The organism is Devosia sp. CN2-171 (assembly GCF_049354815.1).
Taxonomy (GTDB): Bacteria; Pseudomonadota; Alphaproteobacteria; order Rhizobiales; family Devosiaceae; genus Devosia_A.
Map to the genome: position 1 here is coordinate 268,691 of NZ_CP186479.1, position 12,939 is coordinate 281,629.

10 protein-coding genes are annotated in these 12,939 nt (G+C 65.2%); 7 read left to right on the top strand and 3 right to left on the bottom strand.

Going from position 1 to position 12,939, the window contains the following annotated elements; all coding sequences use genetic code 11:
- Positions 1 to 20 precede the first annotated feature (20 nt).
- Both ACOYW5_RS01325 and ACOYW5_RS01330 read right to left on the bottom strand, forming a co-directional pair.
- Positions 21 to 1,307, bottom strand: coding sequence for an ABC transporter substrate-binding protein (locus ACOYW5_RS01325; RefSeq protein WP_423067473.1), 1,287 nt, complete (start codon positions 1,305 to 1,307; stop codon positions 21 to 23).
- A gap of 71 nt (positions 1,308 to 1,378) precedes the next feature.
- Positions 1,379 to 3,721, bottom strand: a complete 2,343-nt coding sequence (locus ACOYW5_RS01330; RefSeq protein WP_423069381.1) for a family 78 glycoside hydrolase catalytic domain — start codon at positions 3,719 to 3,721, stop codon at positions 1,379 to 1,381.
- A 241-nt stretch (positions 3,722 to 3,962) separates the two neighbouring features.
- Here ACOYW5_RS01330 and ACOYW5_RS01335 point away from each other — a divergent pair, with 241 nt between their 5' ends.
- From ACOYW5_RS01335 to ACOYW5_RS01355, 5 genes are all read left to right on the top strand, one after another.
- On the top strand, positions 3,963 to 4,997 hold the full coding sequence (locus ACOYW5_RS01335) for a LacI family DNA-binding transcriptional regulator (RefSeq protein WP_423067474.1): 1,035 nt from the start codon (positions 3,963 to 3,965) through the stop codon (positions 4,995 to 4,997).
- 61 nt (positions 4,998 to 5,058) lie between these two features.
- On the top strand, positions 5,059 to 6,021 hold the full coding sequence (locus ACOYW5_RS01340) for an acetylxylan esterase (RefSeq protein WP_423067475.1): 963 nt from the start codon (positions 5,059 to 5,061) through the stop codon (positions 6,019 to 6,021).
- On the top strand, positions 6,018 to 6,893 hold the full coding sequence (locus ACOYW5_RS01345; protein WP_423067476.1) for a carbohydrate ABC transporter permease: 876 nt from the start codon (positions 6,018 to 6,020) through the stop codon (positions 6,891 to 6,893). Before ACOYW5_RS01340 ends, ACOYW5_RS01345 begins: the two co-directional genes overlap by 4 nt.
- 2 nt (positions 6,894 to 6,895) lie before the next feature.
- On the top strand, positions 6,896 to 7,435 hold the full coding sequence (hpt, locus tag ACOYW5_RS01350) for a hypoxanthine phosphoribosyltransferase (RefSeq protein WP_423067477.1): 540 nt from the start codon (positions 6,896 to 6,898) through the stop codon (positions 7,433 to 7,435).
- Positions 7,436 to 7,456: 21 nt separating this feature from the next.
- A complete protein-coding gene (locus ACOYW5_RS01355) occupies positions 7,457 to 9,487 on the top strand; it encodes a GMC family oxidoreductase (RefSeq protein WP_423067478.1) in 2,031 nt (676 codons plus the stop codon).
- A 446-nt stretch (positions 9,488 to 9,933) separates the two neighbouring features.
- Here the strand turns inward: ACOYW5_RS01355 and ACOYW5_RS01360 are convergent, their stop codons facing one another.
- Positions 9,934 to 10,923 (bottom strand): aldo/keto reductase, encoded by a 990-nt coding sequence (locus tag ACOYW5_RS01360; RefSeq protein ID WP_423067479.1) that lies wholly within the window; start codon positions 10,921 to 10,923, stop codon positions 9,934 to 9,936.
- Positions 10,924 to 11,146: 223 nt separating this feature from the next.
- Here ACOYW5_RS01360 and ACOYW5_RS01365 point away from each other — a divergent pair, with 223 nt between their 5' ends.
- Entirely contained in the window at positions 11,147 to 11,791 is a 645-nt protein-coding gene (locus tag ACOYW5_RS01365; RefSeq protein WP_423067480.1) for a TetR/AcrR family transcriptional regulator C-terminal domain-containing protein, read from the top strand.
- 95 nt (positions 11,792 to 11,886) lie between these two features.
- Entirely contained in the window at positions 11,887 to 12,906 is a 1,020-nt protein-coding gene (gene ilvC, locus ACOYW5_RS01370; RefSeq protein WP_423067481.1) for a ketol-acid reductoisomerase, read from the top strand.
- Positions 12,907 to 12,939: the final 33 nt, after the last annotated feature.

Here is a 12,939-nt window from a genome sequence, read left to right on the forward strand (position 1 = left end):
TTCGCATGTGGTCTGGCCGATTACCAGCCGGGCAGACCGAGCTGCTGGGCCTGCTTCTTGACGTCCTCGTCGTAGAGGGCGGCGCCATCGGCGGCCGAGCGGATGCCCGAGCCGACTTCGACGGTGATCTGCTCGAGTGCCGGGCCCTTGATCGGGGAGAGGAACTCAAGGGCAGGGGCGGAGCGGCCACCTTCCTGGAAGTACGGCAACAGGTCGGCGACGACCGGCGGTACGTCGGCCGGCAGCGTGCAGTCCTTCACCAGGTACGGACCGGTGGCGCCGGCCGACTGGGTCTGGATGTCGCAGCCTTCGATGCTGGCGACGAAGGCGACAAATTCCTTCGCTTCGGCCTCGTGCTTGGTGGTCTTGGGGATATAGAGGCCGGCGGGCATCCAGGTGGTGAGGCCGTTCGATGCCGCGTCGTCGCCAGGGATGGCGAAGAAGCCGACATCATTGACGTTCTCAGGCGCCAGTTCCTTGATGTTGGCAACTGCGAACGACAGCATCGGGTAATGCGCGCCTTCACCGGTCGCGACCTTGGTCACGCCGTCCTCGAAGGTCGCCGCCGCAAAGTCCTCATTGAGGTAGCCGGCCTTGAACACTTCTTCCTGGCGCTCGAAGCCCTTCATGGCAGCGGGCGTCGAGGCGTACTTGGCCTTGCCGGCGGTATAGTCGGCGGCAAAGTTCGGCTCGGCGGCGAGCACGTTGTAGAAGTCACCGAGCACGAAGAGCTGGCTGGTCCAGGTGGCACCGAACGTCTGGATCACAGCGGTCTTGCCGGCGGCCTTGATCTTTTCGTTGTTGGCCATGAACTCGGCCCAGGATTTCGGCGGGGTCAGCCCGAGTTCCTTGTAGATCGGGATGTTGTAGAGGATGCCGCCGCCCATGGCAGTGCCGATCGGCGCGCCGTAGACCTTGCCGTCAGTACCGGTGACGACGGTCTTGAAGCTGTCGATCACGTTGGCCTGGAACGCTTCGCCCGTCAGGTCGACAAGGTTCTGCGTCGGGTTCATCGCCTGGAACAGCGAACCCGAGTTGTACAGGAACACGTCGGTCATCTCGCCGGTCGCTAGACGGGTCTTGATGATGTTGTCGCCCTCGCCGCCGCCCGGGCGGCTTTCGGTCTCGACATCGATATTGGGGTGCTTGGCCTCGAAGGCGGCAGCCAGGGCTTCCGCCATGGCGACAGTCGAGGGCGCGTTGTCGAACAGGAAGGTCAGCTTGACCTTGTCCTGGGCGAGCGCGGAGCTCGCCACAGTGGTGAGCAGGATGGCGAGCGTGGCTCGCAGCGCGGTGCGCCTGTGCATGGATAGTCCTCCCTTGGGCCGCCCGACCAGCCGGGCGGCAATTGATGCTTTTCCTTCGGGCTCCTCCGCCGTCAGGGCTTGCTGATCCGGAACGTCACCTTGTGCTTTCCGGGCGCGAGCAGGCTGCGCGCTTTTCCGTCCGTGCCGCGTTCGGCGACGGGCATGCCGTCGACCTTTGCGTCGGTGTAGTTCGCGGCCAGCACAAGGGTGCCGCTCGCGCCATCCGGCACGGTGATGTCGTAGGTCACCTTGTCGCCGTCGACGGTCCAGCTCGCCTCGATGCGGCCGGCCAGCGAGTCATGGGCGGCCGAGACCGGCGACAGGGCCGGGACGATCGTGGGTTCGAAGAAGATGTGCTTGAAGCCGGGCAGGGCGGGGTCGGGGCGGAAGCCCGCGACGCCTTCGAGCAGCCACTGGCATACGGCGCCGTAGGCATAATGGTTGTACGAGTTCATCTGCGGGTCGAACGCCACGCCGTCCTCGTTGAGGGCGTTCCAGCGCTCCCAGATCGTCGTGGCGCCCATCTTCACCTGGAACAGCCAGCCGGGCAGCCCTTCCTGGAGGAAGACCGCGCCGGCGAGGTCGGCTTCGCCGATCTTGACCAGCGCCGGCAGCAGCGCGGGGGTGCCGATGAAACCGGTGCCGATGCGGCCATGAGCGCGCGCCACCGTCTCCTTGAAGTAGCCCTTGGCGGCTTCGTAGTGTTCGGGCGGGATCAGGTCCCAGAGGAAGCCCAGCGCATAGGATGTCTGGTCGTTGTAGCCAGTGCGGCCGGACGCCGTAATGAACTCGCGCTGATAGGCCTTCTTGACGATCTCGGCGCGCTCGTTGAGGCGCTTGGCCTGCGCCTGATCGCCGACGGCTTCGGCGGCTTTGGCGGCAAGGTGCGAGGAGATGTAGAGGTAGATCGTCGCCGCGGCGTCGTCGCCGATGGTCGGATAGGGCTTGGCGAAATCGCCCTGCGGCTGCAGCCAGTCGCCGAAGGTGAAGCCACGTCCGCCCCAGCCCGAGGGTGGGCGGACGATCGGGCCGTCGCTGATCGACCAGACGAAGTCGTTCCACCGGATCATGGCCGGCAGCGCTTCCTCGAGGATCGCGCGGTCGCCGTAGTGGGTGTAGAGCGTCCACGGGATCACGCAGATCGCATCGCCCCAGCCGGTCGAGCCATAAAAGCCCGGCACTTCGTCTTCGTGGTTGCGCGTCGGATCGGGCACCACGTGCGGGATGGCGCCATCGGGGCGCTGGTCGGCGATGAGCTCGCGAACGTACTTCACCAGCATGCCGTGGCTCTCGTGCAGGTAGCAGGCGGTGGGCGCGAAGACCTGCGCGTCGCCCGTCCAGCCCAGCCGCTCGTCGCGCTGCGGGCAGTCGGTCGGCACGTCGATGAAATTGGAGCGCTGGGACCACACCGTGTTCTCGACCAGCCGGTTCACCAGGGCATTGGCGGAACTGAAGGTCGCTGTTCGGGTGATGGCCGAGCTGATCGGAACCATCTCGATCTTGGTGATCGTCGCCTTGCCCTCGATGGCGACGCGGGCGAAGCGGAAGCCGAAGAAGGTGAAGGTTGGACGATAGCTTTCGGGCGCGCCGCCCTTGAGCACGTATTCGACGCGGGACTCGGCCGAGCGCATGCTCTCGCGGTCGAACTGGCCGAGGTGGTTGGTCAGTTCGGCGTGCTCGATGGTGATCTTGGCGCCGGCCTCACCCTGAACCGTGAAGGCGACGTAGCCGCCGGCATTCTGGCCGAAGTCATAGATCGTGCGGCCTTCGGCGTCGGTGAAGGAGTTGACCACCTGTAGCGCCGGTAGTTCATGGACCCCGGCGGTTTCGGCCGGCAGCAATGTCGACTTGTCGAAGCTCGACAGGACGCTGGTTCCACCGCTCACCGGCGCGTTCTCGGCGCGGGCGTCGTAGTTTTCGCCGTAGTAGATGCCGGACTTGAGGATTGGGGCGAGGCCGCTCTGCCAAGTGCTGTCCGTCCCAACAATCAGCTCGCCATTGGCGCCGCGCAGTTCGGCGATGGCGCCTACCTTGTCGCCCCAGGTGTTGATGAGCTGGTTGCGCGGCCACATCATCCGCGAGCGGTACCAGCCGTCGCCCAGCCAGATGTCGACGGTGTTCTCGCCATCCTTGAGCAATCCGGAGACATCGTAGGTCTGGTAGCTGAGGCGGTCCCAGTAGCTGGTCCAGCCGGGCGTCAGGACGTCGTCGCCGACGTGCTGGCCGTTGATGAAGGCACGGTAGAGGCCGAGAGCACTGATCCGCAGCGTCCCGGCCCCACCGCGGGAGGAGAGGTTGAAAGTCTTGCGCAGGAAGGATGATTGCGTGCCGACGCCCTGATCGACGCTGGGATGGATCATCTCGGCGATCCAGGCGTCCTGGCCGGATACGGCTTCACCTGCCCGAATGAGCATGGTCTCGTTCACTGCAAATCCTCCCGTCGGCCCTGTTGCGGCCCGTAGCGGCTGGTTGTCGCCGCCCGCTGTGTCACGTTCTACGTAAACCGTTCTACGCGCCGTGTTCAAGCAGATTCCGCGCAGGATCAACCAAATTTTTGCACATGCATGCATCAATCCGCAGAAACCGCCAAAATCGCTCAAGTTGTGCAGGGCGCTAAGCCTCTGCTAGAAGCGGTGTGAACGGCTTGGGGGGACGATGGCCGACGGTGTGAAATCGGGAACGGGACGGGTCACCATCCGCACGGTGGCGGCCGATGCGGGGGTGTCGACGGCTGCCGTGTCGAAAGTGCTGCGCGATGCCTATGGCGTCAGCGAAGCGCTGCGGGCCAAAGTCCAGGCCTCGATGGAGAAGCTAAACTATCGCCCGCACGCGGCGGCGCGAGGAATGCGGGGGCAGACCTACACGCTGGGCGTGCTGCTGCCCGACATGAGGAACCCGTTCTTTGCCGACATCCTCGACGGGGTGAACCAGGCGCTCGAGCGCACCCAGTACCAGCCGCTGCTCGGGGTGAGCCAGTCGGACGAGCCGATGGAGCAGGCCCTCATCGATGCGATGATGGATCGGCAGATGGACGGCCTGCTGATGATCGGCCCGCGCATGCAGCGCGAAGCGGTGGAGGCCGTGGCGCGCCGGATCCCGACCGCCGTGGTTGGGCTCCACCAGCCCAGCGCGGACTATCTCGATACCGCCAACAATGACGACGTTGCGGGCGCCGAACTCGTGGTGCGGCACCTGGTCGAAGCCGGCTATCGCCGCGTCACCATGGTGTCGCTCATGGCGACAGCGAACTATGACGTCGTGACCGTGCCCCGCGAGCAGGGCTACCGGCAGGCCATGCAGGCCAGCGGCCTCGGCCAGCACATCAACGTGGTGCCGACGCCGCAGACGGCGCGTGAGACGCAGACGATCCTGCGTCACCTGCTGCAGTCGCGGCACCCCCCGGAGGCGCTGTTCTGCTGGACGGACATGGTGGCGCTCCATGCCCTCAGCGTGGCGCGCGACGTGGGCCTAGCCGTACCGAACGACCTCGCCATCGTCGGCTACGACAACACGACCTATTGCGACCTTACGCAGAACTCGCTCACCAGCGTCGATCAGTCCGGGCAGGCGCTCGGGCTGCAGGCGGCGCGGCTGCTGGTGGAGCGGATCAACGGGCGCGAGAAGGGGGAGCACTTCGTCGTGACGCCGCGTCTCGTGGTGCGCGGGAGTTCGCGCCCTCGCCCTTCGTAGGACTTTCCAGCGACTACCATTCCAGCCATTGATTGCCACCCCAACCACAAAGACTTGAGCCATGCCCTTTTTCGACCTGCCGCAGTCCCAGCTCGAAACCTATCGTTCGAGCGCCGTCGCCCCTGCCGACTTCGACAGCTTCTGGGCCGAAACCCTCAGCACTTCGCGCGCGAAACCGCTCGATGCGGTGTTCGAACCGGTCGATGTCGGGCTTAAACTGTTCGACGTGTTCGATGTTACCTTCTCCGGGTTCAACGGGGACAAGATCAAGGGCTGGTACATCAAGCCTGCAGGCGTCGCGCCGCGTGGCACGGTGGTGAAGTTCATCGGCTATGGCGGCGGACGGGCGTTGCCGCACGAGCACCTGCTGTGGCCGGCGACCGGCCGAGCGCTGCTGGTGATGGATACGCGCGGCCAGGGCAGCAGCTGGTCGCGCGGTGATACGCCTGATCCGGCCGGCTCGTTCCCGGCGCATCCCGGGTTCATGACGCGCGGCATCAACGATCCGCACGACTATTACTATCGCCGCGTCTACACTGACGGCGTGCGCGCGGTGGATGTGGCGCTGAGCCGGCCTGAGACCGATCCGAACAAGCTCGCGGTCGTCGGCGGCAGCCAGGGCGGCGGCATAGCGATTGCCGTGGCAGGTCTCCATCCGGGCGTGAAGGCGGCGATGCCGGACGTGCCGTTCCTCCAGGATTTTCCGCGGGCGGTGGGCCTCACGACCCGTGACCCCTATGGCGAGATCGTGCGCTATCTCGGAGTGCATCGCGAAAAGGCGGCGATGGCCTACAACACCATCAACTACTTCGATGGCGTGCACTTTGCGGCGCGCTGCAAGGCGGCGACGCTCTACTCGGTGGCACTGATGGACGACGTTTGCCCGCCGTCGACGGTCTATGCGTCGTTCAATGCCTGGGCCGGCCCCAAGACCATCGAGCAGTACAACTTCAACAATCACGAAGGTGGCGGTACCTGGCAGGAGAAGGCGCAGGTCGCCTGGCTCGACAGGACGATGGCGTGACCACGCTCACCCTTGGCTATGCCGACCGCGACGGGGCCAGTGCCCGTCGCCGGTGGGCTATGTCACGCATCGTGATCTACGCGCTACTGGGGCTGTTCGCACTGGTCTATGCCGTGCCGGCGCTGCTGGTGTTCTTCAATTCCTTCCGCGACGGCGAGGAGGTGTTCCGCAACGGCCTGATCGCCATTCCGGAGAGCTTTTCGTTCAACAACTACCTCAGGGCCTGGAACGACGCCTGCGTGAGCGGCATGTGCCGGGGGCTCGGCGCCAATTTCGTCAACTCGCTGATCATCACGGTGCCGGCCACCGTCATGACGACGATCCTTGGGGCGCTGAACGGCTATGTGCTGAGCAAGTGGAGGTTTCCCGGCTCGGAGTTCATCTTCGTGATGATCTTCCTTGGCATTTTTCTGCCCAGCCAGATCGCGCTGCTGCCCTGGGCCTGGATCATCGGGCAGCTCGGGTTGCAGAACAATGTGCTGGGGCTGCTGCTGATCCACACCGTGATGGGCATCTCGTTCTCCACTCTGTTCTGCCGGAACTTTTATGCCTCGCTTCCCGACGAGATCATCAAGGCGGCGCAGGTCGACGGCGCCGGGTTCTGGCGCATCTTCCTCCGCATCGTCCTGCCGCTGTCGGGGCCGATCCTCGCCGTGACGGTGATCTGGCAGTTCACCTCGATCTGGAACGAGTACCTCTACGGCATGGTGTTCACCTCGGGCGACCAGCAGCCGATCACCGTGGCAATCATGGGCGTTCGCGCCGGCGGCTCGGCTGCGACGGTGATGATGGCGATCATTCCACCGCTGCTGGTGTATCTGATCGGTGGCAAGTATTTTGTGCGCGGACTCACCCTGGGGGCAGTGAAGTAGGCATGACGACGCGCAACTACGTGATCGACGAGATGATCTCGGCCAAGGCCATCGCGGCCCGGGTCGAGGCACTCGCCAAGGAGATTTCGACCCACTATGCCGGCACCGACAAGCTGGTGGTCGTCGGGCTGCTGCGCGGCTCATTCATCTTCATCGCCGATCTCGTCCGTGAGCTCGACTTGCCGGTGGAAGTCGATTTCCTCGAAGTGTCGAGCTACGGCAATTCGACGGAATCGAGCCGCGAAGTGCGCATCCTCAAGGACCTGCGCGGCGAGATCGAGGGGCGCGACGTGCTGCTGGTCGAGGACATCGTCGACACCGGCTACACGCTGAAGCACGTGCTCGAAATCCTCAACACGCGCCACCCCAAGCGGATCGAAGTCTGCGCCCTGCTCGACAAGCCGTCGCGGCGCGAAGTCGAAGTGAAGGCGCGCTGGATCGGCTTCGAAATCCCGGACCGTTTCGTCGTCGGCTACGGCATCGACTACGCACAGCGCAACCGCAATCTCGACCACATCGGGGCCGTGCGTTTCACTGACTGAGGGGTCGGTGAGGAGGGACAAATGGACAGGACGCTGCTCGCAGCGGTGGTCGACCGGATCATGCCGGCCGATCGCGACGGTGGTGCCATCGCGTTCGGTGCGATGGCGTATCTCGACCGGCATTTTGCCGAGCATTCGGCTGATGCGATGGCGACCGAGGCCGGACTGGCCACGCTGCCGGCAGACTTCAGTGACCTATCAGCGCTCGTTCGCGACGCCCTGCTGATCCAGATCGAGACTTCGCCCTGGTTCCAGCGGCTGGTTGAGCTAGTTGCTGAGGGGGTCTACGCCGACCCGGGGAATTGCGGGAATACGGATGCTGCGGCGTGGCGGATGGTGGGCTACGACGCCCGATTGCCGGAGGGACCAAGTGGTCCGAACGCTCGCGACGGCAAGCCGGCCGCGGGATATTCGGGCTCGCTCGACTACGACGTAATCATCGTCGGCGCAGGGGCCGGCGGCGGCGTCGCTGCGGGGGCGCTGGCCGAGGCCGGCAAGCATGTGTTGCTGCTGGAGCGCGGGCTCGAGCGCGACTATGTCGATAGCGGCCACCGCGATCATCTGCGCAATCACCGGCTGGCGCTCTACGGCCACAACACGGGTCCCGATCTCGACGGCAATCCGCGCGTGGTGGTCGATCGCGACGGTACCAGGCACGTGCTGCAACCGCATCAGAACGGCTATCAGAACCTCGCGGCCGCGGTGGGAAGCGGCACGCTGGTCTATGGTGCGCAGGCCTGGCGGTTCCACCGCGATGACTTCCGCATGGCCAGCCTCTATGGCGTGCCGGAGGGCTCATCGCTGGTCGACTGGCCGATCAGCTACGACGAGCTGGCGCCCTGGTATGAACGGGCTGAGTGGGAGATCGGGGTTTCCGGCAGCGGCGCGGCACATGGCCATGAAGCGTCGCGAGCCCGCGACTATCCGATGCCGCCGCTGCCCGAGCAGCCGGCGACTTCGGTGCTGAGGCGCGGGGCGGCAGCGTTGGGGATTTCCACAACGCGCCCGCCCCTCGCGATCAACAGCCAGCGGCGCGATGGGCGCGAAGCCTGCATCGGCTGCGGCAGCTGCGTCGGATTTCCGTGCCCGAGCGATGCCAAGAACGGCACGCAGAACACCATGATCAAGCGGGCACTCGCCACGGGGCGCTGCCATATGGTCACGGGGGCGATGGTCGAGCGGATCGCGACCGACGCGGCCGGCAGGGTCGAGGGCGTGGTGTTCACCGATTGCGAAGGCAGGCGGCACACCGTGCGAGCCAAGGCTGTGGCGCTGGCGGGCGGCGCGATCGAGACGGCCCGGTTGCTGCTGAACTCGCCGTCCTCGCGTGAGCCAGATGGGCTCGGGAACAATCACGATCAGGTCGGCCGGAACCTGCAGGGGCATGTCTATGCCGTGGCCTACGGCATGTTCGACGAGCCGGTGCATGGCTCGGTCGGGCCGGGTGTCAGTATCGCGACAACCCAGTACAGCCACGGCAATCCGGGTGTCATTGGCGGTGGCATGCTGGCCGACGACTTCGTGCAGCCGCCGATCATCTTCTGGAAGAACGTGTTGCCGCCGGACCAGCGACGCTGGGGGCAGGGCGCCAAGGATTTCATGCGCGATCACTTCGAGCATGTGCTCCGCATCGCCGGGCCGATTCATGAGATCCCGAATCCAGAGGCGCGGGTACAGGTGTCAGCCGGCGTTCGCGACAGATGGGGCCTGCCGGTGGCGATGCTCTCCGGTGCGGTGCATCCAGAGACGGTGCGGACGGCGCATCACGTGCATGGCAAGGCACACGACTGGCTGCAAGCGTCCGGCGCATCGCGGACCTGGGGCGAAGCGCCCAATCCGGGGCTATCTGGCGGCCAGCATCAAGCCGGGACGTGCCGGATGGGGACGGACCCTTCGCGGTCGGTCACCGACACGACCGGGCGCGTTTGGGGTCACGACACTCTGTTCGTCTGCGATGGCTCGGTGCATCCCACCAATGGTGGCTTCAACCCGGTGCTGACCATCATGGCGCTGGCGTTCCGCACGGCGGACGGGGCGGCGCGGGCGATATAGCGGACGTGCCGAATACCCGACTGGCTTTCGCCATCAGGGTTTACTGCAGGCTCGCCGCTTCCGGAGGATGCGGCATGGGCGGGACTTCGTACCTGTGGCGGTCGTCCGCCAAACTGTACAAAGGTTGGGACTCTCGCCCCGCCCATTGCGAACGGTCTTTTGGCCCGATGGTGCGCAAAGCGTACGCTTCCACCAGACCCTGGCGAGGACGCCTCCCCGCCAGCCCGAACCCCCACCGCGACGCCGCGTAGCGCCTCGCATCGATGAGGTGCGGGCATTGTACGGCGGGGTAGGGGCGGGGGGACTAGTTTCGCAAAACACCCGATGTATACCGGTGCAGGCCGGCATCCATCGTGAGATATCTCAGCGTTCACAGTGGGTTGCGGCATCTCATGATGGACCCCGGCCTTCGCCGGGGTGACATCGTGGGTGGATGCTCTACTCGACTACGGCCGCGTCGGACCCTGGCCGGCGCCCGTGGTTGCAATCGCCTTGGCGATGGTGTCGAGATCGGCGGCATCGAGCTCGATCGTCGCGGCGTCGATCCAGCCATCCACCTGCGCCGGAGAGCGGGCGCCGACGATGGTGGCGGTAAGGCCAGGCCAAGCGAGCGCCCAGGTCAGGGAGACCGTGGAAATCGAAGTGCCGTGCTTGTCGGCGACCGGTTTCAGGGCTGCCGCCAGAGCCAGGTTGCGGTCGAGACGGTCGCCAATGAATTCCTCGTTGGTCTTGCGCCAATCGTTGTCGGCGAGTGTGGCGGCGCGCTCCCTGGTGAAGCTGCCGGTGAGAAGGCCGGCCTGCATCGGGCTGTAGCAGATGACGCCGGTGCCGTGCGCGGCGCACCAGGGCAGGATCTCCTGGGCCGTCTCGCGCTTGATCATCGAGAAAGGCGGCTGCAGGGTTTCGACATGGCCCATGGCTTCGGCGCGGCCGAGCTGCTCGGCATTGTGGTTGGAGAGCCCGATGTGCTTGACCTTGCCCTCCGATTTCAGCTCCAGCATCGTCGCCCAATAGTCTTCGAGCGGCGCATCGGTCGCCGGCCAATGGACCTGGTAGAGATCAATGGTATCGACCTGCAGGCGGCGAAGCGAGTTCTCGAGTTCGTTGCGGAGGCTTTCGCGGTTGGCGAGCCGTCGCGGGTTCGAACCGTCCGCATCGCGGATCACGCCACCCTTGGTGAAGACGTAGGGGCGTTGGTCGGCCGGGAGCGACTTCAGCGTCTGGCCAATAACCTCCTCGGAGTGGCCGACGCCATAGGCCGCGGCGGTGTCGATCCAGTTGATGCCGAGGTCGATGGCATGACGGATGGCGGCGTCGGACTCGGCGTCGTCCTGCGGACCCCACATGTTGCCGCCCATGGCCCAGGCGCCGACGCCGAGGCGAGTGATCTGCATGCCGGTCTTGCCAAAGGCGCGGGTGGGCAGCGACGTCTTCATCTTCTTCCTCCGATGCTCGTGAACTGCCATACCAGCATTGCGTGACAGTTCCGGCAACCCGCCTTTGGGCGCATGCGGCAATGGTTCAGTAACGTTCAGGAGCCGTTCATCGGCACGGCGATCGTGCGGCAGCCGGGGGCAAAACTAGGGCAATGACGCTGCCACACATTCCTCTTGATCCGAACCGTACGTTACGGTACGGCTTCGCCAACTCATTCAGGGGATGCAAGTGGCCGTCACGGTTGGCCATGGTGAAGAGACGTTCACGCCACGCCAGCAGCAGGTGCTGACGGCGGCGCTGGACCTGCTCGTCGAACAGGGCGACAGGCTCACAATGACGTCGGTGGCCCGCCGCGCCTCGTGCTCAAAAGAGACGCTCTACAAATGGTTTGGCGACCGTGACGGGCTGCTGACGGCGACCGTGCAATGGCAGGCCGCGAAGGTGAAAGCGCCGCATGTCGACCGCTGGCGGCTCGACACCGAGTCGCTGCGCCAGAGCATCGAGCAGTTCGCGCATGACCTCCTTGGCACCATCGTCGGGCAGGTGTCGGTGACGCTCAACCGGCTGGCCATCGGGCACGCCGGGGCGGAGAAACACGGGCTCGGGCAGATCGTGCTCGAGAACGGGCCGCTCGCCATCCGCAAACGCCTGAAGCCGGTGCTGGAAGCCGGGCGGGAAGCGCGGCTGCTGCGCTTCGACAGTTCCGAAGAGGCCTATCGGAGCTTCTTCGGGCTGGTGGTGCGCGACGCGCAGATCCGGCTGCTCTTGGGCGAATCGTACAATCCGAGCGAGGCCGAGGTGTCGCGCGATGCGGCGCGTGCGACGGAACAGTTTTTGAAGATCTACGGGGTGGGGCAGCCGGGCTGACCGGGTGCCGCATCGGGGGCAAGTAACGGCGCGTCGAGCGCCAAATCGAATTGGAAATCGGCCCAGGCGGCCAAACGCACAAAAGGGAGACCACCATGCGCGTCTATTACGATCGGGATGCCGATCTCAACATCATCAAGTCCAAGAAGGTCGCGATCGTCGGCTACGGTTCGCAGGGCCATGCACATACTCTGAACCTGCGTGACTCGGGCGTGCAGAACATCGTCGTCGCCCTGCGCCCGGGTTCGCCGTCGGCCAAGAAGGCCGAAGGCGAGGGCCTCAAGGTCATGTCGGTGGCCGATGCCGCCGCATGGGCCGACGTGATCATGATGCTGACCCCGGACGAGCTGCAGGCCGACATCTACAAGAACGAGATCGAGGCTAACATTCGTGATGGCGCTGCAATCGCTTTCGCGCACGGGCTCAACGTTCACTTCAACCTGATCGAGCCCAAGAAGACCGTCGACGTGATCATGATCGCGCCGAAGGGTCCGGGCCATACCGTGCGTGGCGAATACCAGAAGGGTGGCGGCGTGCCGTGCCTGATCGCCGTGCACCAGGACGCCTCGGGCAATGCCCAGGACATCGCGCTGGCCTACGCCTCGGGCGTCGGCGGCGGCCGTTCGGGCATCATCGAGACCAATTTCCGCGAGGAATGCGAAACGGACCTGTTCGGTGAGCAGGTCGTGCTCTGCGGCGGCCTCGTCGAGCTGATCCGCGCCGGCTTCGAGACGCTGGTGGAAGCCGGCTACGCTCCGGAAATGGCCTATTTCGAGTGCCTGCACGAAGTGAAGCTGATCGTCGACCTGATCTACCAGGGCGGCATCGCCAACATGAACTACTCGATCTCGAACACCGCCGAGTGGGGCGAGTATGTCTCGGGTCCGCGCATCATCACCTCGGAGACCAAGGCCGAGATGAAGCGCGTGCTCAAGGACATCCAGTCGGGCAAGTTCACCTCCGAGTGGATGCAGGAATACAAGGGCGGCGCTTCGCGCTTCAAGGCGACCCGCCGCCTCGCCGACGAACACCAGATCGAGGAAGTCGGCGAGAAGCTTCGCGGCATGATGCCGTGGATCAAGGCCGGCGCGCTGGTCGACAAGGCGAAGAACTAAGTTTCCGTCACAAACGAGTTTGCGAAGGGCCCT

Excerpts from the sequence above, each read along its gene's own strand:
- ACOYW5_RS01335 (WP_423067474.1), top strand. The coding sequence starts at position 3,963 with ATGGCCGACGGTGTGAAATCGGGAACGGGACGGGTCACCATCCGCACG.
- ACOYW5_RS01360 (WP_423067479.1), bottom strand. The coding sequence starts at position 10,923 with ATGAAGACGTCGCTGCCCACCCGCGCCTTTGGCAAGACCGGCATGCAG.
- ACOYW5_RS01325 (WP_423067473.1), bottom strand. The coding sequence starts at position 1,307 with ATGCACAGGCGCACCGCGCTGCGAGCCACGCTCGCCATCCTGCTCACC.
- ACOYW5_RS01355 (WP_423067478.1), top strand. The coding sequence starts at position 7,457 with ATGGACAGGACGCTGCTCGCAGCGGTGGTCGACCGGATCATGCCGGCC.
- ACOYW5_RS01340 (WP_423067475.1), top strand. The coding sequence starts at position 5,059 with ATGCCCTTTTTCGACCTGCCGCAGTCCCAGCTCGAAACCTATCGTTCG.
- ACOYW5_RS01365 (WP_423067480.1), top strand. The coding sequence starts at position 11,147 with ATGCAAGTGGCCGTCACGGTTGGCCATGGTGAAGAGACGTTCACGCCA.
- ilvC (WP_423067481.1), top strand. The coding sequence starts at position 11,887 with ATGCGCGTCTATTACGATCGGGATGCCGATCTCAACATCATCAAGTCC.
- ACOYW5_RS01330 (WP_423069381.1), bottom strand. The coding sequence starts at position 3,721 with ATGCTCATTCGGGCAGGTGAAGCCGTATCCGGCCAGGACGCCTGGATC.
- hpt (WP_423067477.1), top strand. The coding sequence starts at position 6,896 with ATGACGACGCGCAACTACGTGATCGACGAGATGATCTCGGCCAAGGCC.